The sequence below is a fragment of the Pseudomonas sp. FW215-R2 genome, assembly GCF_058789255.1.
This window is the reverse complement of sequence record NZ_JBYTBO010000021.1, coordinates 68572-86944: the sequence shown is the minus strand read 5'-3', so window position 1 is coordinate 86944 and position 18373 is coordinate 68572. Positions and strand designations below refer to the sequence as shown.

General features: G+C 59.9%; 18 protein-coding genes. 3 read left to right on the top strand and 15 right to left on the bottom strand.

The genetic code is table 11. The features are described from left to right. Positions 1-47: 47 nt before the first annotated feature. Both AC3WRD_RS24460 and AC3WRD_RS24455 read left to right on the top strand, forming a co-directional pair. Positions 48-248: a co-regulatory protein PtrA N-terminal domain-containing protein gene (locus tag AC3WRD_RS24460; RefSeq protein WP_096822271.1), complete on the top strand. Its 201-nt coding sequence runs from the start codon at positions 48-50 to the stop codon at positions 246-248. A 79-nt stretch (positions 249-327) separates the two neighbouring features. Further along, entirely contained in the window at positions 328-660 is a 333-nt protein-coding gene (locus tag AC3WRD_RS24455) for a DUF2790 domain-containing protein (protein ID WP_102622493.1), read from the top strand. A gap of 151 nt (positions 661-811) precedes the next feature. Here AC3WRD_RS24455 and AC3WRD_RS24450 read toward each other — a convergent pair whose 3' ends face one another. From AC3WRD_RS24450 to AC3WRD_RS24440, 3 genes are all read right to left on the bottom strand, one after another. After that, positions 812-2137, bottom strand: a complete 1326-nt coding sequence (locus AC3WRD_RS24450; protein WP_102622479.1) for an OprD family porin — start codon at positions 2135-2137, stop codon at positions 812-814. A 159-nt stretch (positions 2138-2296) separates the two neighbouring features. Next, entirely contained in the window at positions 2297-2611 is a 315-nt protein-coding gene (locus AC3WRD_RS24445; protein WP_007951468.1) for a helix-turn-helix domain-containing protein, read from the bottom strand. Then, on the bottom strand, positions 2608-2952 hold the full coding sequence (locus tag AC3WRD_RS24440; protein ID WP_096822369.1) for a toxin: 345 nt from the start codon (positions 2950-2952) through the stop codon (positions 2608-2610). The genes AC3WRD_RS24445 and AC3WRD_RS24440 overlap by 4 nt, the downstream gene beginning before the upstream one ends. A gap of 369 nt (positions 2953-3321) precedes the next feature. On the opposite strand from AC3WRD_RS24440, the gene AC3WRD_RS24435 reads away from it, so the two are divergent. Continuing rightward, positions 3322-3786: a GNAT family N-acetyltransferase gene (locus tag AC3WRD_RS24435; RefSeq protein ID WP_096822269.1), complete on the top strand. Its 465-nt coding sequence runs from the start codon at positions 3322-3324 to the stop codon at positions 3784-3786. 66 nt (positions 3787-3852) lie between these two features. Here AC3WRD_RS24435 and nuoN read toward each other — a convergent pair whose 3' ends face one another. The 12 genes from nuoN to AC3WRD_RS24375 form a co-directional block, all read right to left on the bottom strand. Next, complete coding sequence (nuoN, locus tag AC3WRD_RS24430; protein WP_102622478.1) at positions 3853-5316, bottom strand: NADH-quinone oxidoreductase subunit NuoN; 1464 nt, start codon at positions 5314-5316, stop codon at positions 3853-3855. A 7-nt stretch (positions 5317-5323) separates the two neighbouring features. After that, on the bottom strand, positions 5324-6856 hold the full coding sequence (gene nuoM / locus AC3WRD_RS24425) for an NADH-quinone oxidoreductase subunit M (protein WP_096822265.1): 1533 nt from the start codon (positions 6854-6856) through the stop codon (positions 5324-5326). Between the two features lie 39 nt (positions 6857-6895). Then, complete coding sequence (nuoL, locus tag AC3WRD_RS24420; RefSeq protein ID WP_102622477.1) at positions 6896-8749, bottom strand: NADH-quinone oxidoreductase subunit L; 1854 nt, start codon at positions 8747-8749, stop codon at positions 6896-6898. Continuing rightward, the gene (gene nuoK / locus AC3WRD_RS24415; RefSeq protein WP_003180046.1) at positions 8746-9054 is read right to left on the bottom strand and encodes an NADH-quinone oxidoreductase subunit NuoK; all 309 of its coding nucleotides are present in this window, start codon (positions 9052-9054) and stop codon (positions 8746-8748) included. The genes nuoL and nuoK overlap by 4 nt, the downstream gene beginning before the upstream one ends. Positions 9055-9057: 3 nt before the next feature. Further along, on the bottom strand, positions 9058-9558 hold the full coding sequence (nuoJ, locus tag AC3WRD_RS24410) for an NADH-quinone oxidoreductase subunit J (RefSeq protein WP_096822263.1): 501 nt from the start codon (positions 9556-9558) through the stop codon (positions 9058-9060). A gap of 9 nt (positions 9559-9567) precedes the next feature. Further along, positions 9568-10116 (bottom strand): NADH-quinone oxidoreductase subunit NuoI, encoded by a 549-nt coding sequence (nuoI, locus tag AC3WRD_RS24405; protein ID WP_085712394.1) that lies wholly within the window; start codon positions 10114-10116, stop codon positions 9568-9570. A gap of 11 nt (positions 10117-10127) precedes the next feature. Further along, positions 10128-11135 carry an NADH-quinone oxidoreductase subunit NuoH gene (gene nuoH, locus AC3WRD_RS24400; RefSeq protein ID WP_007951460.1) on the bottom strand — a complete coding sequence of 336 codons (1008 nt, stop codon included), beginning with the start codon at positions 11133-11135 and terminating at the stop codon, positions 10128-10130. After that, complete coding sequence (nuoG, locus tag AC3WRD_RS24395) at positions 11132-13846, bottom strand: NADH-quinone oxidoreductase subunit NuoG (protein WP_102622476.1); 2715 nt, start codon at positions 13844-13846, stop codon at positions 11132-11134. Before nuoG ends, nuoH begins: the two co-directional genes overlap by 4 nt. A 136-nt stretch (positions 13847-13982) precedes the next feature. After that, positions 13983-15338 (bottom strand): NADH-quinone oxidoreductase subunit NuoF, encoded by a 1356-nt coding sequence (gene nuoF, locus AC3WRD_RS24390; protein WP_064380702.1) that lies wholly within the window; start codon positions 15336-15338, stop codon positions 13983-13985. Beyond that, complete coding sequence (gene nuoE, locus AC3WRD_RS24385; RefSeq protein WP_003223804.1) at positions 15335-15832, bottom strand: NADH-quinone oxidoreductase subunit NuoE; 498 nt, start codon at positions 15830-15832, stop codon at positions 15335-15337. The genes nuoF and nuoE overlap by 4 nt, the downstream gene beginning before the upstream one ends. A 2-nt stretch (positions 15833-15834) precedes the next feature. Next, complete coding sequence (gene nuoC, locus AC3WRD_RS24380; protein WP_096822261.1) at positions 15835-17619, bottom strand: NADH-quinone oxidoreductase subunit C/D; 1785 nt, start codon at positions 17617-17619, stop codon at positions 15835-15837. A gap of 70 nt (positions 17620-17689) precedes the next feature. After that, the gene (locus AC3WRD_RS24375; protein ID WP_003223809.1) at positions 17690-18364 is read right to left on the bottom strand and encodes a NuoB/complex I 20 kDa subunit family protein; all 675 of its coding nucleotides are present in this window, start codon (positions 18362-18364) and stop codon (positions 17690-17692) included. Positions 18365-18373 lie beyond the last annotated feature (9 nt).

Here is an 18373-nt window from a genome sequence, read left to right as displayed (position 1 = left end):
CGGATTGTTACCTTGATCCCGTCAGTTACTTAAACGAGGAATCAAACATGAAATCTGTACAGATCGGTGCTTTTCTGGTGGCGTTGGTGATGTCTTCCCTGGCCATGGCCGAAGGTGGCGGTGACCGCACTTTCGACCGAATGATGACCGCCAACGACCGCTCCGTGGAGCTGTTTGTGGCCAAGGAGAAGGCTCGTGATCCTGTCGTCGTGAATGATAAAAAGGACGAAAAGACCCAAGACCTGTAAGCGTGTCACCAATGAATGAGCCCGTCATCGCGCATCGATGGTGGGCTTTTTTATGAGTCGTTTTTTGAAGGAAATGGATATGAACTTTCTCAAGTTGATGACGTTCACCGGTGTCATGGCAATGTCTTTGAATGCGTTGGCCGAAGGGGGCGGAGACCGGACGTTTGAGCGGGCGCTCAGCGCCAATGCTCAAGCCATGGAGCAGTACGCGGCCGCCCAGGGCAAAGCGGCGCCGGTGGTCAAGGAATACGAGTACGGTATGAAGCTGGATGTGAAGAAAGTGGTCAGCGTTGTCCGGCCGAAGAATGAATGCGCGGTTGTGCCGGCAGCGATGACTTATGAGGACTCCAAAGGGCAACTCAATACGCTCACCTATAGCGTGATGGGCACCTGCCGTCAGCAGGGTGGATAGCGCCGATAGCGGCTCAAACGCCCGGTTCATGTTCAGTGAGTCGGGTTTTTTTTCAGGCATAAAAAAGGCGCCCCGAAGGACGCCAAAGGATTCACCTCTTACCAAAGGAGCAAGGAGCTTCTAAAGGTGAATTTGTATTGCTCGTGAAAACTCAGAGAATCGCCAGCGGGTATTCGACAATCACGCGTACTTCATCCAGATCGGACTCGAATGCCGTGGCACGGGTGGTGGCCTGGCGCAAACGCAGCGACAGGTCTTTCATCGAACCGCTCTGCACCACGTATTTGACTTCGATGTCACGCTCCCAGCGCTTCTGGTCGGTCAGCGGATTGCCGTCGGCATCGCGGCGCATGTACACGGCGTTGGCGTTGGAGTAGTCGGCGTCGGTGCCGCGGGCATAACGGGTCATGAACGACAGGCCCGGCACGCCGTAAGTGGTCATGTCGAGGTCGTAGCGCACCATCCATGAACGCTCTTTCGGCGAGTTGAAGTCGCTGTACTGGATGGAGTTGTCGAGGAAGATCGAGTCGGACTGGCGCAGGTAATCGAAGTCGTCGTTGCCGTTGTTGCGCTGGTGGGAGAGGGCGACAGAGTGGGCGCCAAGCTTCACACCGACACGGCCGCTCCAGATGTTGTTGTCGAACTTGCCGAGCAATTGTTTGCCTTCGTCGACTGCTTTGTAATAGTTCAGGCCGCCGAACAGCGACAGGTCATCCGACAGCGGATACGTCCAGGTGGTGCCAGCGTAGTACTGGTTCCAGGCATCTTTCAGTCGACTGGTGTACAGGCTGAAACTGAGGTTTTTGTTCAGCGCGTAGTCGCCGCCGCCATAGGCGATCCACGGCGAGTTGACCGGTCCGGCATAGAAGGTTGCGAAGTTTTCGCGCATGTCGCTGGACACCGGCTGACTCATCGCATGCAGCCGGCCACCCTGGATCGACAGGCCTTCGATGCTGGTGTTGGTCGCCGTCACGCCGCGAAAGCTTTCCGGCAGCAGTCGCGAATCACCTGCTGCAACCACTGGGTTGGCCGGGAACACATCGCCGATTTTCACCACCGTATCGAAGGCCCGTACTTTGGCGGCGCCCCCGACCTTGGTGTATTCGTCCCGTGCTTTGCCTTCGCTGTCGACCGGCAACACATCGAACGAACTGCGGCCACCGTTGCGACCATCACCGGTGTCGAGTTTCAGACCGATCATGGCAAACGCATCGACACCGACCCCAACGGTGCCTTGGGTGAAGCCGGATTCGAACTTGCTGATGACCGCATGGGCCCAGGCTTCGGAATAACCATTGCCGGTAGGGCTGGACTGGCCGTTGCGGTGGTCACGATTGAAATAGAAGTTGCGGTTGAGCACCGTCAGGCTGCTGCCTTCGATAAACCCTTCGGGTTTTTCTTCTGCAAACACCATGGACGGCCCGGAGCCGACAACCACTGCTAAAGCGGCCATCGACATTTTTTTGTTGTTAACCATCAATCACTCCTTGGGTTCGGCAGAACGGGAACGTGTGTCGGCGTGAGTTTTATTGTTCGACGGGCAAGGCCCGTCTGGAGAGTCGCCGGGTGACATCGTTGCAGGCTGCGGATAACGCGGAGGTGATTGGGGGATTACAATTTCGTTAGATCCCGGAAGTCAGGTCAGAGCCGCAAGGTGGTCGATCGTTTGTGGAAAACGCTCGACCAGTCGAATGAGTGTCGTCGCTTGGGCATTTGGCGTTGCTCGACCTTGTTCCCAGTTTTCGAGGGTTCGAGTGTTGGTTCGCAGGTACATGGCGAAAACTGACCGGGAGAGGTTGAGTTGCTGGCGGATCGCAACAACTTCCTCGGCAGTGATCGGCAATAGTTTTGGTAACTGGACTTTGTGGGTGCGAAGGGTGACCTTGCCCTGGCGCTCGTCGGCCAAAGCCTCAAGGCCCTCCATCAGTTCGGAAAAAATGTCACGTTTCATATTTGGGTTCTCGTGTTGATTTCTGTATCCAGAGCCTGTTTGAAGACTCTTTTCTGGGAAGGCAACAGATCGTCTTGCTCGTTTTTGCTGTACACGGTGAACAGCCAGAATTGGTCGAAACCAGACCACCAGTAATAAATCACTCGTAATCCGCTGCGCTTGCCTTTACCGCGTCGTTGGTCGCAGAAGCGAATTTTACGCAGCCCACCCGTTCCTTCGATGAGATCGCCCGCTTCGGGATTTTTCAGCAGCTCCAATTGAAAGCTGCGGAACAAATCATCATCCAGGTAATCGTCCCGGTGCTTCTGGAACGCGGGTAATTCGATAAAAAGAGCATCCATGTTCTGTACGTTACCTGCGTATAGTTTTGTCCCGATGATCGAATTGGTCAAGGCCTCCAGGCCATCCTTTTCGCCCCCTTTTCAACGGTAGTCACCGATCGTAAAAACGCCTGCAGGACGAATCGACCAGTGTGATGGGAGCATTCGACTGAATAGGGAGGAACCTTGCAATTGACGTGACCGAACAATCCGCAGCACTATCCAGCCATGAATGCCCAACATCGAATGACCGTGATGTGCTCCTCTATGACCGCTTCCGGCGGGCCATAAGGTCATGCATGTCTGGTCAATGACGTGTTACCCAAAGCCCCGCCAGAAATGGACGGGGCTTTTTAATTGCCCGTCCGCACATGGCTCAAGGAGAGAGAAATGTTCGAAATCAAAAGAGCCACCCCGGACGATGCCGGGATAGCGTTCGAGATTCGGCGACTGGCGATCCGGCATCAATGCATCGGTGCCTACAGCGAGCAGCAGATGCTCGACTGGACAAAAGGCTCGGCGGCAGACGGTTACGACACGCTCATGCAAAAGCATTTCTATCTGGGTTACGTTGAGGGTGAGCCCGTGGCAACCGGCATGCTCGATCTGGAGCATCGCGAAATCGGCGCCATCTTCATCCATCCGGATTTCATGCAGCGCGGTCTGGGCAAGCGAGTACTGCACTTTCTTGAAGTGCTGGCACGGAGTCTGGGACTGGCAGAGGTTTGTCTGGATGCGACCTTGAATGCCGCTGATTTCTACAGGTGCTGCGGTTACGTCGGGGAGGGGTGTGCGGTTTATCAATCGCCTTCAGGTCTTCAACTGGCCTGTGTGCCGATGCTGAAAAAACTGTGATGGCATAAACGCAAAAACGGCACCCGAAGGTGCCGTTTCTGTTTGTAGCCCATTCCAGCAGAGCAATCAGCCCGCCAGACCCGCCTGCTGAACCAGGGTCAGCAACGGTTGTGGGTAGACGCCGAGGAAGAACGCAACCAGGGCGATTGCCAGCAGCATCACGCCGCCTGCTTTCTGTTCCCAGTGCAGTTGGGCGTCGTGGCGGCGCAGGTTCGGTTCGATCAGGTACAGGGTGACCATCACGCGCAGGTAGTAGAACACGCCGATGGCGCTGCCCAGAACCAGCGAACCGACCAGCCACCATTGGTGCGACTCGACACCGGTAGCGATGATGTAGAACTTGCCGATGAAGCCTGCGGTCAGCGGGATACCGGCCAGGGACAGCATCATCACGGTCAGTACGGCGGTCAGGTACGGACGGCGCCAGAACAGGCCGCGGTACTCGTACAGCGCGTCTGCGTCACGGCCGTTGTACGGCGAGGACATCAGGGTGATCACGCCGAACGCGCCGAGGCTGGTGATCACGTAGGTGACCAGGTACACGCCGATGGCTTCCACCGCCAGACCCTTGCTCGCCACCAGCGCGATCAGCAGGTAGCCGAAGTGCGCGATGGACGAATAACCGAGCAGACGCTTGAGGTTGCTCTGGGTCAGGGCCAGCAGGTTACCGAACAGGATCGAGGCGATGGCGATGATGGTCAGTACGTTGCTCAGCACGCCACTGCTTGCGGCAGGGGAGATCTGGAACAGACGAACCATGACCGCGAACACAGCCACTTTCGAAGCGGTGGCGAGGAACGCGGCCACCGGTGCCGGAGCACCTTCGTACACGTCCGGCGTCCACAGGTGGAACGGTACCAGCGACAGTTTGAACGCCAGGCCGATCAGCATCATGCCCAGGCCCAGTTGCGCCAGCGAGCTCGGCAGGTTGGTGGTGGCCAGTGCCTGACCGATACCCACGAAGCTCAGGGAACCCGAGTCTGCGTACAGCAGCGCCATACCGAACAGCAGGAACGCGGAACCGGCGGCCGACAGCACCATGTACTTGATACCGGCTTCCAGCGAACGCTTGTTGAAGAAGGCGTAGGCCACCAGACCGTAGACCGGCACCGACAGCAGTTCCAGACCGATGAACAACCCGGCCAGGTGCTGCGCGCTGACCAGAACCAGGCCACCGGCGGCAGCCATCAGGATCAGCAGGTACAGTTCTTCACGGTTGCCCGGGTAACCCGAACCGCCATCGCCGAGGTAGGCGTGGGCGAGGGTTACGCAGGCGAGGGTGGCGACCAGGATCAGCGCCATGTACAGGCAGGCAAAGGTGTCGATCTGCAGCAATGGGGTCACGGCCAGAGGCGCGACTTTCAGTGCCGGCAGGATCGACAGCAAGGCCAGGTTCAGACCTGCCACCGAAATCAGGAAGGTCTGCGAGTGGTTGCGGCGCCAGGCGATTGCCAGCATCACCACGATAATGGTGAGGCTGGTGATCAACAGTGGCGCAAGCGCAATAAAGTGTTGAATCGTGAATTCCATAGCGCTCTTACCGGGCCGAAGCGAGTTGAGTGAAGGCGGTGCCGAGCCACTGCTGCACGCCATGCATCGTGGCGGCAGAGGTGTCGAGGAACGGTTGCGGGTAGACGCCGAGGTAAATCAGCAGTGCCGCAAGGCCCAGCACCATGATCAGTTCGCGACCGTCCATGCCGTGCAGGATCGAATCCGATTTGGACGGACCGAAGTAGGCACGGTGGATCATGATCAGCGAGTAGACCGAACCGAACACCAGACCGGATGTGGCAATCGCGGTGATCCATGGAGCACTGGCGAAGGTACCGATCAGGATCAGGAACTCGCCGACGAAGTTACCGGTGCCCGGCAGACCCAGGGAGGCGGCTGCGAAGAACAGGCTGATCGCCGGCAGGTAAGCGATACGCGACCACAGACCGCCCATCTCACGCATGTCACGAGTGTGCAGACGCTCGTACAGCTGACCGCTGAGGATAAACAGTGCCGCGGCCGACAGACCGTGCGCCAGCATCTGGATCACGGCGCCTTGCAGCGCCAGTTGGCTGCCGGAGTAGATGCCGATCAGTACGAAGCCCATGTGGGAAACGGACGAGAAGGCGATCAGACGCTTGATATCGGTTTGGGCGAACGCCAGGAACGCACCGTAGAAGATCCCGACCAGGCCCAGGGCCATGGCGAACGGTGCGAACTCGGCCGAGGCGTTCGGGAACAGCGGCAGGGCGAAACGCAGCAGACCGTAGGCCGCGGTTTTCAGCAAGATACCAGCGAGGTCGACGGAACCGGCGGTCGGTGCCTGGGCGTGAGCGTCAGGCAGCCAGGAGTGGAACGGAACCACTGGCAGTTTGACCGCGAAGGCGATGAAGAAGCCGAGCATCAGGATGTACTCGGTGGTCATCGACATCTTGGTCTTCAACAGATCGGCGTAGTTGAAGGTGATCACGCCGGTGCTGTTGTAGTTGACCAGTACCAGACCCAGGATCGCCACCAGCATGATCAGGCCGGAAGCCTGAGTGAAGATGAAGAACTTGGTCGCGGCGTAGATCCGGGTTTTCTTGCCGTCCGAAGAACTGTGACCCCAGAGCGCGATGAGGAAGTACATCGGCACCAGCATCATTTCCCAGAAGAAGAAGAACATGAACAGGTCGAGGGCGAGGAACACGCCGACAACGCCGCCCAGGATCCACATCAGGTTCAGGTGGAAGAAGCCAACGTGACGCTGGATCTCTTTCCACGAGCAGAGTACCGACAGGATACCCAGCAGACCGGTCAGCAGGATCATCAGCAGCGACAGGCCGTCGAGGGCCAGGTGCACGTTGATGCCGAAGCGTTGGATCCAGACGTGCTTGAACTCAAGCGCCCAGGTCGGATCGGCGCCAGGCGCCGGAGCAAATGAATAGTCACCGTGGGCCCACAGCCAGAGGCCGAGGGCGAGTTCCAGGGTCATGGTCAACAGCGCAATCCAGCGGGGGAGGGTAGCGCCGAAGCGCTCACCCATCCAGCACAGCAGGCCGCCGATGAAGGGGATCAGGATTAGCCAAGGCAGAATCATGACGGGCTCGTTTCCTTTCGCAAATTCGCAAGGTTCATATCAGACCGCTACCAGCACGACAGCGCCGATTACCAACACGGCACCAGCAGCCATCGAAGCAGCGTACCAACGCAGTTGACCGGTTTCGGTACGGCTCAGGGCAGTGTGACCACCCTTGGCCATGCGCGGGATCAGACCGATGGTCTGGTCGAGCGGGTCTTTGCGCAGCATGTGGCTGATCGCAAGGTACGGCTTCACGAACAGTTTGTCGTAGATCCAGTCGAAGCCCCAGGCAGCGAACCACCAGGCCGAAAGGAAACGGCCGATGCCGCTGTTGGCGATCGCGGTCACGAAGCGACGCTTGCCGAGGAACAGCAGGGCCGCCAGCAGGATACCGGCCAGGGCGATGGCGCCCGACGCGATTTCCAGACTGTGCTTGGCTTCGCCACCGGCATGGCCAACGCTCTCAGGCAGTACACCGTGCAGCGGTGGAACGATCATGGCACCGACGAAGGTCGACAGCACGATCAGCACCGACAGTGGCAGCCAGTGAGCGATGCCGTGACCGGCGTGAGCTTCGGTCTTGGCTTCACCGTGGAACGCGATGAAGATCAGGCGGAAGGTGTACAGCGAAGTCATGAACGCGCCGACCAGACCTGCGTACAGCAGACCGTGGTTGCCGCTGGCGAACGCTTCCCAGAGGATTTCGTCCTTGGAGTAGAAACCTGCGGTCACCAGCGGCAGGGCGGCCAGAGCGGCACCACCGACGATGAAGCTGGCGTAGGCCAGCGGCAGTTTCTTCCACAGGCCGCCCATCTTGAAGATGTTCTGCTCGTGGTGGCAGGCAACGATCACCGCACCGGAAGCAAGGAACAGCAGGGCCTTGAAGAAGGCGTGGGTCATCAGGTGGAAGATCGCGCCTTCCCAGGCGCCAACGCCCAGCGCCAGGAACATGTAGCCGATCTGGCTCATGGTCGAGTAGGCGAGGATACGTTTGATGTCGGTTTGCACCAGTGCTGCGAAACCGGCCAGCACCAGGGTCACACCACCGACGATGCCGACCAGGTGCAGGATGTCCGGCGCCAGGGCGAACAGACCGTGGGTACGGGCGATCAGGTAGACACCAGCAGTAACCATGGTTGCGGCGTGGATCAGTGCCGAAACCGGGGTAGGGCCGGCCATCGCGTCCGCAAGCCAGGTCTGCAGTGGCAGTTGAGCCGATTTACCGACCGCACCACCCAGCAGCATCAAGGTCGCCAGCACGATCCAGAAATCGCCGACCTTGAAGTGCTCAGGCGCCTTCACCAGCAGTTCCTGGACGTTCAGCGTGCCCAGTTGCTGGAACAGGATGAACAGGCCGATCGCCATGAACACGTCGCCGATACGGGTGACGATGAAGGCTTTCAGTGCAGCGTTACCGTTGTTGCGGTTGCTGTAGTAGAAACCGATCAACAGGTACGAGCACAGGCCCACGCCTTCCCAACCGAAGTAGATGAACAGCAGGTTATCGCCCAGGACCAGGAACAGCATGCTGGCGATAAACAGGTTGGTGTAGGCGAAGAAACGCGAGTAACCGGCTTCACCGCGCATGTACCAGGAGGCGAACAGGTGGATCAGGAAGCCCACACCGACTACCACACCGAGCATGGTCACGGACAGACCATCCAGGTACAGGGCGAAGTTAGGCTGGAAGCCCTCGACGGACATCCACTTCCACAGCACATGAACGTACACGCCACCTTCCGGTGGAGCGACGTTGAATTGCCAGATCACGTAGGCCGCGACGATGGCAGACAGGCCGATGGAGCCGACACCGATCAGCGCCGACAGGTTTTCCGAGAGGCGGCCGCGGGAAAACGACAGCAACAGGAACCCGATCAGAGGGAATACGAAAGTCAGAAAGAGTAGGTTCATCCGCGCATCTCACTGGCAGCGTCGATATCGAGCGTGTGGAAGCGGCGATACAGTTGCAGCAGGATCGCCAGGCCAATACTGGCTTCGGCGGCTGCAAGGCTGATCACCAGGATGAACATGATCTGTCCATCCGGTTGCGCCCAGCGGGCACCCGCAACGATGAAGGCCAGTGCAGAGGCGTTCATCATCACTTCCAGACTCATCAACACGAACAAAATGTTGCGGCGGACCATCAGGCCGACCAGACCAAGGCAGAACAGGATGCCGGCAACGGCCAATCCATGTTCGAGAGGGATAGCAGGCATGTCTTACTCCTTCGCCTCGTTACGGCCCAAATGGAACGCCGTGACGGCTGCAGCGAGCAGCAGCATCGAGGCGAGTTCGACCACCAGCAGGTACGGACCGAACAGGCTGATGCCCACGGCTTTTGCGTCCACGGTGGTGTGGCCGATGGCCTGACCGCTCTGATGAGCGAACAGCACATACAGCAGTTCGGCCAGCAGCAGGGCGCCGAGAATCACCGGACCTGCCCAGATACCGGGCTTGAGCCAGGTGCGTTCCTGCTGAACCGAGGCGGGGCCCAGGTTCAGCATCATCACCACGAATACGAACAGCACCATGATGGCGCCAGCGTAGGCGATCACTTCCAGCACGCCGGCGAACGGGGCGCCGAGTGCGAAGAAGGTCATGGCCACGGCGATCAGCGAAATGATCAGGTAGAGCAGGGCGTGCACAGGATTGGTGTTGGTGACCACACGCAATGTGGACACAACAGCGATACCCGATGCGAAATAGAAAGCGAATTCCATCGTTCTTCCTTAAGGCAGCAAGCTCTTCACGTTGATCGGCTCGGCTTCGTTTTGTGCGGCGCCTTTCGGCTTACCGGCAACGGCCATACCTGCAACACGATAGAAGTTGTAATCAGGGTTTTTGCCGGGGCCGGAGATCAGAAGATCTTCTTTCTCGTACACCAGGTCCTGACGTTTGAACTCGGCCATCTCGAAATCCGGGGTCAGCTGGATCGCGGTGGTCGGGCAGGCTTCCTCGCAGAGACCGCAGAAAATGCAGCGCGAGAAGTTGATACGGAAGAAGTCCGGGTACCAGCGACCGTCTTCGGTTTCAGCTTTCTGCAGCGAGATGCAACCCACCGGGCAAGCCACGGCGCACAGGTTGCAGGCTACGCAGCGTTCTTCGCCATCGGGGTCGCGGGTCAGGACGATGCGGCCACGGTAGCGTGGCGGCAGGTAGACCGGTTCTTCCGGGTATTGCAGGGTGTCGCGCTTGCGAAAGCCATGACCGAAGATCATGACCAGGCTGCGCAACTGGGTACCGGTACCCTTAATGATGTCGCCAATATATTTGAACATGGGTCAAATCCTCACTGAACCGCAACTGCAGGCGTGTTCCACAACACGATTGCAGCGGTCACCAGCAAATTGATCAGGGTCAGTGGCAGGCAGAATTTCCAGCTGAAGTCCATCACCTGGTCATAACGCGGACGCGGGATCGAAGCGCGCAGCAGGATGAACAGCATGATGAAGAACGCGGTCTTCAGTGCGAACCAGACGAAGGACAGTTGCGGCAGGATGCCGAACGGACCGTGCCAGCCACCGAAGAACAGGGTGACCAACAGCGCCGAGATCAGGATGATGCCGATGTATTCACCGACGAAGAACATGCCCCATTTCATACCGGCGTATTCAATGTGGTAACCGTCGGCCAGTTCCTGTTCCGCTTCCGGCTGGTCGAACGGGTGACGGTGAGTCACGGCCACGCCAGCGATGAAGAAGGTACAGAAGCCGAAGAACTGCGGAATGATGAACCACAGGTTCTGCGCCTGGTACTCGACGATGTCGCGCATGTTGAACGAGCCGACCTGCACCACGATGCCCATCAGGGCCAGGCCCATGAACACTTCGTAGGACACGGTCTGCGCCGAGGCCCGCAAGCTGCCGAGGAGGGCGAACTTGTTGTTACTCGACCAGCCGGCGAACAGCACCGCGTAGACCGAGAGACCGGCCATGGCGAAGAAGAACAGCAGGCCGATGTTCAGGTCCGCCACGCCCCAGGTCGGGGTGATCGGGATGATCGCGAAAGCGATCAACAGGGCGGACATGGCCACCACCGGCGCCAGGGTGAAGATCACCTTGTCGGCAAACGGTGGGGTCCAGTCTTCCTTGAAGAACATCTTCAGCATGTCGGCAGCGATCTGGAACATGCCGAACGGGCCAACGCGGTTCGGACCGTAACGGTCCTGCCACCAGCCCAGCAGGCGACGTTCGACAAAGCTGAGCAACGCACCCGCGACCACCACGGCCAGCAGGATGACGATGGCTTTGATGACCGTCAGGATCACATCGATCACTTCAGGGGTGAACCAGGTCATTGCGCTGCCTCCTGCAGACCATCAACGGTTTGGCCGAAAATCGCCGGCGGAATGCCTGCCAGACCGGCCGGCAGTGCAACCAGGCCGGCGCCCAGCTCTTCATTGATGCGCAGCGGCAGACGCAGGGTCTGGCCGGCAACATTGAGGCTCAGCAGTGCACCGTCGTTGACGCCCAGGCGATCCGCTTCGGATTTGGCCAGGCCAACGTAGGCAGCCGGGATGCGTTCCTGGACCGGAGCGGCTTTCGACGAGTTCTCGTCGCTGCCGAACAGGTGGTAGAACGGCACGGCTTGCCAGGTGCCCTGGGCCGGGTTGAACGCGCGCGGAACGCTGGCGAACCAGTTCAGCGAATCACCGGTGCTTTCGATCAGGCGGGTGCCCGGATCGCCAGCGCGCAGGTGACCACCGACTTCGTCCTGGAACTTGTTCCAGGCTTGCGGCGAGTTCCAGCCCGGCGACCATGCAAAAGGAACCTGCTGACGCGGTTCGACGGAGCCCGAGTAACCTTCCATCGAGAAGGCGAACGCGGTGTCCTTGTCTTGCGGGGTGCGTGGTTCGTGAACGCTGATGTCGGCGCGCATCGCGGTGCGACCGGAATAACGCAGCGGCTCACGCGCCAGTTTCAGACCCTTGATGCGGAACGAGGCGGACGGTGCGGCGTCGACGATACGCGCCAGCTGCGTGGTGCTCGAAGCAACGGCAGCGGTCACGTGGTCGAGTTGCGTCCAGTCGATCGGCTGGTTCAGCAGGGTGGCGCGCAGGGCGTGCAGCCAGCGCCAGCCTTCGTGGACCAGAATGCTCGAGTCCATGTATTGCGGGTCGAAAACCTGGAAGAAGCGCTGGGCGCGGCCTTCCTGGCTGACCAACGTACCGTCGCCTTCAGCGAAGCTGGCGGCTGGCAGAACCAGGTGCGCGCGGTCGCTGGTGGCCGTCTTCTGATGGTCGGCAACGATCACTACTTTCGCAGCGTTCAGTGCAGCATCGACCTTGGCTTTGGCGGTGCGGGTGTACAGATCGTTTTCCAGCACGACGATGGCGTCGGCCTTGCCGTCGATGACCGCTTGCAGCGCAGCATCAACCGATTCGCCACCGAGCATGGCCAGACCGAGGCTGTTGGCTTCCGGCACGATCAGGCTGATCGAACCGTTCTTCTCGCGCAGCTTCAGGGCCTTGGCGATGTTCGCAGCAGCTTCGATCAAGGCTTTGGAGCCCAGCGAAGTACCGGCGATGATCAGCGGACGCTTGGCGGCGAGCAGAGCATCGGCGATGCGTTTGGCCAGTTCCAGGGCTTCGGCGTCCAGACCTTCGACGGCAGGTGCGCTGGCGTCCAGGGCGTGAGCCACGGCGAAACCGATGCGGGCCAGATCGTCCGGAGCGGCGTGTACACACTCTTCGGCGATGTCGTCGAGCTTGGTTTCAGCCAGGCTGGCGATGAACAGCGGGTTCAGCTCGTGCTGACCGATGTTCTTCACGGCGGCGTCGAGCCAAGGCTGGACGCGCATGGCTTCGGCCATGTCTTCGGCCTTGCCTTTTACCGACTGACGCAGAGCCAGGGCCATACGGGCAGCGGTCTGGGTCAGGTCTTCACCGAGGACGAACACGGCGTCGTGGTCTTCGATGTCGCGCATGTTCGGCACTGGCAGCGGGCTGTCTTTCAGCACTTGCAGGACCAGACGGATGCGTTCCAGTTCGGAGGCTTCGATACCGGAGTAGAAGTGCTCGGCGCCCACCAGCTCACGCAACGCGTAGTTGCTTTCGAGGCTGGCACGCGGCGAACCGATACCGACGATGTTGCGACCGCGCAGCAGGTCGGCGGCTTTGTCCAGCGCAGCATCCAGTCCAAGCTTGGTGCCGTCGGCCAGCAGCGGCTGACGTGGACGGTCGGTGCGGTTGACGTAGCCATAACCGAAACGGCCACGGTCGCACAGGAAGTACTGGTTCACCGAACCGTTGTAACGGTTTTCGATGCGACGCAGTTCGCCGTAACGCTCGCCCGGGGAAATGTTGCAACCGCTGGAGCAGCCATGGCAGATGCTCGGCGAGAACTGCATGTCCCACTTGCGGTTGTAGCGCTCGGAGTGAGTCTTGTCGGTGAACACACCGGTCGGGCAGACCTCGGTGAGGTTGCCGGAGAACTCGCTTTCCAGCGTGCCGTCTTCAACGCGACCGAAGTACACGTTGTCGTGGGCGCCGAATACACCGAGGTCGGTGCCGCCGGCGTAGTCCTTGTAGAAACGCACGCAACGGTAGCAGGCGATGCAGCGGTTCATTTCGTGGGAAATGAACGGGCCCAGTTGCTGGTTCTGGTGGGTGCGTTTGGTGAAGCGATAACGGCGCTCGTTGTGGCCGGTCATCACGGTCATGTCTTGCAGGTGGCAGTGACCGCCTTCCTCGCACACAGGGCAGTCGTGCGGGTGGTTGGTCATCAGCCATTCAACAACACTGGCGCGGAACGCCTTGGATTCTTCATCGTCGATGGAGATCCAGGTGTTGTCGGTGGCAGGCGTCATGCAGGACATGACGATGCGACCACGGGTGTCGTTCTCGTCGGTGTACTGCTTGACCGCGCACTGGCGGCAGGCCCCGACGCTACCAAGCGCGGGGTGCCAGCAGAAATAAGGGATGTCGAGGCCCAGCGACAGACATGCCTGTAACAGGTTGTCTGCCCCGTCGACTTCGAGCGCTTTGCCGTCTACGTGGATAGTGGCCATGGTTCAAAGGTCTTCGTTGGCCCGGTGTCAGCGGGCGTGGCTAATGGAATCTTGTTATCCGTCCGAATCCAGTCAGCCCCGAAAGGCGTCATCGGACGAAAGGCGAAGGGCACGGACCCTTCGCCTTTTTAAGCGTTTACGCGCCGACTACGATCGGCTTTGCCAGAGGCGGGACGGCGGCGCTTGCGGGCGCGATACCGGCTTCGAACTCTGGACGGAAGTATTTGATGGCACTGCCCAACGGTTCCACGGCACCCGGTGCGTGAGCACAGAAGGTCTTGCCCGGGCCGAGGAAGTTGACCAGACCCAGCAGGGTCTCGATGTCGCCTGGCTGGCCGCGGCCTTGTTCGATGGCCATCAGCAGCTTGACGCTCCATGGCAGGCCATCACGGCAAGGGGTGCAGAAACCACAGGATTCGCGAGCGAAGAACTGCTCCATGTTGCGCAGCAGGGACACCATGTTGACGCTGTCGTCCACCGCCATGGCCAGGCCGGTACCCATACGGGTGCCCACCTTGGCGATGCCGCCGGCGTACATTTGTGCGTCGAGGTGTTCCGGCAACAGGAAACCGGTACCGGCGCCGCCTGGCTGCCAGGCCTTGAGCTTGTAACCGTCGCGCATGCCGCCGGCGTAGTCTTCGAACAGCTCGCGACCGGTCACGCCGAATGGCAGTTCCCACAGGCCAGGGTTCTTGACCTTGCCAGAGAAGCCCATGAGCTTGGTGCCCATGTCTTCACTGCCGTCGCGGGCCAACGATTTGTACCAGTCCACGCCGTCGGCAATGATCGCCGGCACGTTGCACAGGGTTTCAACGTTGTTCACGCAGGTCGGCTTGCCCCAGACGCCAACGGCGGCAGGGAAGGGCGGCTTGGAGCGCGGGTTGGCGCGGCGGCCTTCGAGGGAGTTGATCAGTGCGGTTTCTTCACCGCAGATGTAACGCCCGGCACCGGTGTGGACGAACAGCTCGAAATCGAAGCCGCTGCCCAGGATGTTCTTGCCCAGCAGGCCCGCTGCCTTGGCTTCTTCCACGGCACGGTTCAGGTGCTTGGCGGCGGTGGTGTACTCGCCACGCAGGAAGATGTAGCCACGGTAGGTTTTCAGCGCGCGAGCACTGATCAGCATGCCTTCGATCAGCAGATGGGGCAGTTGCTCCATCAGCATGCGGTCTTTCCAGGTGTTCGGCTCCATTTCATCCGCGTTGCACAGCAGGTAGCGGATGTTGATGGATTCGTCCTTTGGCATCAGGCCCCACTTCACGCCAGTGGGGAAGCCTGCACCGCCGCGACCTTTGAGGCCGGCGTCTTTCACGGTCTGGACGATGGCGTCCTGATCCATGTCGGCAAAGGCTTTGCGCGCTGCGGCGTAACCGTTCTTGGCCTGGTACTCGTCGAGCCACACGGCTTCGCCGTCGTCACGCAGGCGCCAGGTCAGCGGGTGAGTCTCGGCCGAACGCTGGATGCGGTTGGCAGGACCGAAAGAGGTCAGGGTCATACGTAGCCCTCGAGCAGTTTGGCGACGCCGGCAGGCTGGACATCGCCAAAGGTGTCGTCATCGATCATCAGCGCCGGTGCCTTGTCGCAGTTGCCGAGGCAGCAGACCGGCAGCAGGGTGAAGCGACCGTCGGCGGTGGTCTGGCCCAGGCCGATACCCAGGTTGTTCTGGATTTCGCTGACAACCGACTCGTGGCCGCCGATGTAGCAGACCATGCTGTCGCAGACGCGAATGATGTGACGGCCGACCGGCTGACGGAAGATCTGGCTGTAGAACGTGGCCACGCCTTCAACGTCGCTGGCCGGGATGCCGAGGATCTCGCCGATGGCGTACAGAGCGCCGTCCGGCACCCAGCCGCGTTCTTTCTGAACGATCTTCAGGGCTTCGATCGACGCCGCGCGCGGGTCTTCGTAGTGATGCAGCTCGTGCTCGATGGCCGAGCGCTCGGTTTCACTCAAGGTGAAACGGTCTGTCTGGATAAGCGTGCTGTTCATGCTTAGCGGTCCACGTCGGCCATAACGAAATCGATACTACCCAGGTACGCAATCATGTCCGCGACCATGCTGCCTTTGATCACCGAAGGGATCTGTTGCAGATGCGGGAAGCTTGGAGTGCGGATCCGGGTACGGTAGCTCATGGTGCCGCCGTCGCTCGTCAGGTAATAACTGTTGATGCCCTTGGTCGCTTCGATCATCTGGAAGGATTCGTTGGCCGGCATGACCGGGCCCCACGAAACCTGCAGGAAGTGCGTGATCAAGGTTTCGATGTGTTGCAGCGTGCGCTCTTTCGGCGGCGGCGTGGTCAGCGGGTGATCCGCCTTGTACGGGCCTTCCGGCATGTTGCGCAGGCACTGGTCGATGATCTTGACGCTCTGGCGCATCTCTTCGACGCGAACCATGCAGCGGTCGTAGGCATCGCCGTTGGCGGCCAGCGGCACTTCGAACTCGAAGTTCTCGTAGCCGGAGTATGGACGCGCCTTACGCAGGTCGAAGTCGCAACCGGTGGAACGCAGGCCGGCACCGGTGACGCCCCATTCCAGGGCCTCTTTGGTGTTGTACTGGGCAACGCCGATGGTACGACCCTTGAGGATGCTGTTCTGCAGGGCGGCCTTGGTGTATTCGTCGAGGCGCTTTGGCAGCCATTCAACGAAGTCTTTCACCAGTTTTTCCCAGCCGCGCGGCAGGTCGTGGGCAACGCCGCCGATGCGGTACCAAGCCGGGTGCAGACGGAAACCGGTGATGGCTTCGATCACCGTGTACGCCTTCTGACGGTCGGTGAAGGTGAAGAACACCGGGGTCATGGCGCCGACGTCCTGGATGTAGGTACCCAGGAACAGCAGGTGGCTGGTGATCCGGAAGAACTCGGCCATCATGATGCGGATGACGTCGACCTTCTCGGGCACCTTGATGCCGGCCAGCTTCTCGACCGAGAGCACGTACGGCAGGTTGTTCATCACGCCGCCGAGGTAGTCGATACGATCGGTGTACGGAATGAAGCTGTGCCAGGACTGACGCTCGGCCATCTTCTCGGCGCCACGGTGGTGGTAACCGATGTCCGGAACGCAGTCGACGATCTCTTCGCCGTCCAGTTGCAGGATGATGCGGAAGGCACCGTGAGCCGAAGGGTGGTTCGGACCCAGGTTGAGGAACATGTAGTCCTCGTTCGGGCCGGAACGTTTCATGCCCCAGTCTTCAGGACGGAAACGCGCAGCTTCTTCCTCAAGCTGTTGCTTGGCCAGGTTCAGGCTGTACGGATCGAATTCCGTGGCGCGCGCCGGGAAGTCCTTGCGCAGCGGGTGACCTTCCCAGGTCGGCGGCATCATGATGCGCGACAGGTGAGGGTGACCTTTGAAGTCGATACCGAACATGTCCCAGACTTCACGCTCGTACCAGTTGGCGTTCGGCCAGATGCTGGTGACGGTCGGCAAGCTGAGGTCGCTCTCGGACAAGGCGACCTTGATCATCACGTCACTATTACGTTCCAGCGACATGAGGTGATAGAACACGGTGAACTCAGCGTCGCTCGGCAGGCCTTGACGCTTGGTGCGCAGACGCTCGTCCACGCCGTGCAGGTCATAGAGCATGACGTACGGCTTGGGCAGGTTGCGCAGGAAGGTCAGGACTTCGACGAGCTTGGCACGCGCCACCCACAGCACCGGCATGCCGGTGCGGGTCGGCTGGGCGGTGAACGCCTCGGGGCCAAAACGATTGTTCAGTTCGACGACCACATCCTGGTCGTCTGCCTTATAAGGCGGGATGTACAGAGCACTGCCTGTAGTCATGGTTATTTTTTCGCTTTCGGTCAACGTAAAGAATGAAGCCAGCTTCTCGTTTCTTTGAAACAGATCTGGATCAGACTTCGTCAGGGCTGCGCAGGTTGGTGACTGCGATTCGCTGTTCGCGGCGCTGTTCCTTCTGCGAAGGCATGTCGGCGCGATAAACGCCTTGATCGCCAACGACCCAGGAAAGTGGGCGACGCTCCTGTCCAATGGATTCCTGCAACAGCATCAAGCCTTGCAGAAATGCTTCCGGACGGGGCGGGCAGCCAGGTACGTAGACGTCAACGGGCAGGAACTTGTCCACCCCTTGAACCACGGAGTAGATGTCGTACATGCCACCGGAGTTGGCGCACGAACCCATCGAGATCACCCATTTGGGCTCGAGCATCTGCTCGTACAGACGCTGAATGATCGGCGCCATCTTGATGAAGCACGTACCGGCGATAACCATGAAGTCGGCCTGGCGCGGTGATGCCCGGATTACTTCGGCGCCGAAGCGCGCGATGTCGTGGGGCGCCGTGAAGGCCGTGGTCATTTCCACGTAGCAGCACGAAAGACCGAAGTTGTACGGCCACAGGGAGTTCTTACGTCCCCAGTTGACCGCGCCACTCAGCACGTCTTCCAGCTTGCCCATGAAAATGTTTTTGTGGACTTGATCTTCTAACGGATCGGAAACGGTTTCCCGTTCGCCAATCGGATACTGCTCGTTAGGAGCATCGGGGTCGATTCTGGTGAGATTGTATTGCATTGCCAAAGC

Bases quoted from the DNA above. Each gene is read 5' to 3' on its own strand.
- AC3WRD_RS24455 (WP_102622493.1), top strand. From the start codon at position 328: ATGAACTTTCTCAAGTTGATGACGTTCACCGGTGTCATGGCAATGTCT.
- nuoN (WP_102622478.1), bottom strand. From the start codon at position 5,316: ATGGAATTCACGATTCAACACTTTATTGCGCTTGCGCCACTGTTGATC.
- AC3WRD_RS24375 (WP_003223809.1), bottom strand. From the start codon at position 18,364: ATGCAATACAATCTCACCAGAATCGACCCCGATGCTCCTAACGAGCAG.
- AC3WRD_RS24440 (WP_096822369.1), bottom strand. From the start codon at position 2,952: ATGGATGCTCTTTTTATCGAATTACCCGCGTTCCAGAAGCACCGGGAC.
- AC3WRD_RS24450 (WP_102622479.1), bottom strand. From the start codon at position 2,137: ATGGTTAACAACAAAAAAATGTCGATGGCCGCTTTAGCAGTGGTTGTC.
- nuoG (WP_102622476.1), bottom strand. From the start codon at position 13,846: ATGGCCACTATCCACGTAGACGGCAAAGCGCTCGAAGTCGACGGGGCA.
- AC3WRD_RS24445 (WP_007951468.1), bottom strand. From the start codon at position 2,611: ATGAAACGTGACATTTTTTCCGAACTGATGGAGGGCCTTGAGGCTTTG.
- nuoH (WP_007951460.1), bottom strand. From the start codon at position 11,135: ATGACCTGGTTCACCCCTGAAGTGATCGATGTGATCCTGACGGTCATC.
- AC3WRD_RS24460 (WP_096822271.1), top strand. From the start codon at position 48: ATGAAATCTGTACAGATCGGTGCTTTTCTGGTGGCGTTGGTGATGTCT.
- nuoM (WP_096822265.1), bottom strand. From the start codon at position 6,856: ATGATTCTGCCTTGGCTAATCCTGATCCCCTTCATCGGCGGCCTGCTG.
- AC3WRD_RS24435 (WP_096822269.1), top strand. From the start codon at position 3,322: ATGTTCGAAATCAAAAGAGCCACCCCGGACGATGCCGGGATAGCGTTC.
- nuoK (WP_003180046.1), bottom strand. From the start codon at position 9,054: ATGCCTGCTATCCCTCTCGAACATGGATTGGCCGTTGCCGGCATCCTG.
- nuoL (WP_102622477.1), bottom strand. From the start codon at position 8,749: ATGAACCTACTCTTTCTGACTTTCGTATTCCCTCTGATCGGGTTCCTG.
- nuoC (WP_096822261.1), bottom strand. From the start codon at position 17,619: ATGACTACAGGCAGTGCTCTGTACATCCCGCCTTATAAGGCAGACGAC.
- nuoI (WP_085712394.1), bottom strand. From the start codon at position 10,116: ATGTTCAAATATATTGGCGACATCATTAAGGGTACCGGTACCCAGTTG.
- nuoJ (WP_096822263.1), bottom strand. From the start codon at position 9,558: ATGGAATTCGCTTTCTATTTCGCATCGGGTATCGCTGTTGTGTCCACA.
- nuoF (WP_064380702.1), bottom strand. From the start codon at position 15,338: ATGACCCTGACCTCTTTCGGTCCTGCCAACCGCATCCAGCGTTCGGCC.
- nuoE (WP_003223804.1), bottom strand. From the start codon at position 15,832: ATGAACAGCACGCTTATCCAGACAGACCGTTTCACCTTGAGTGAAACC.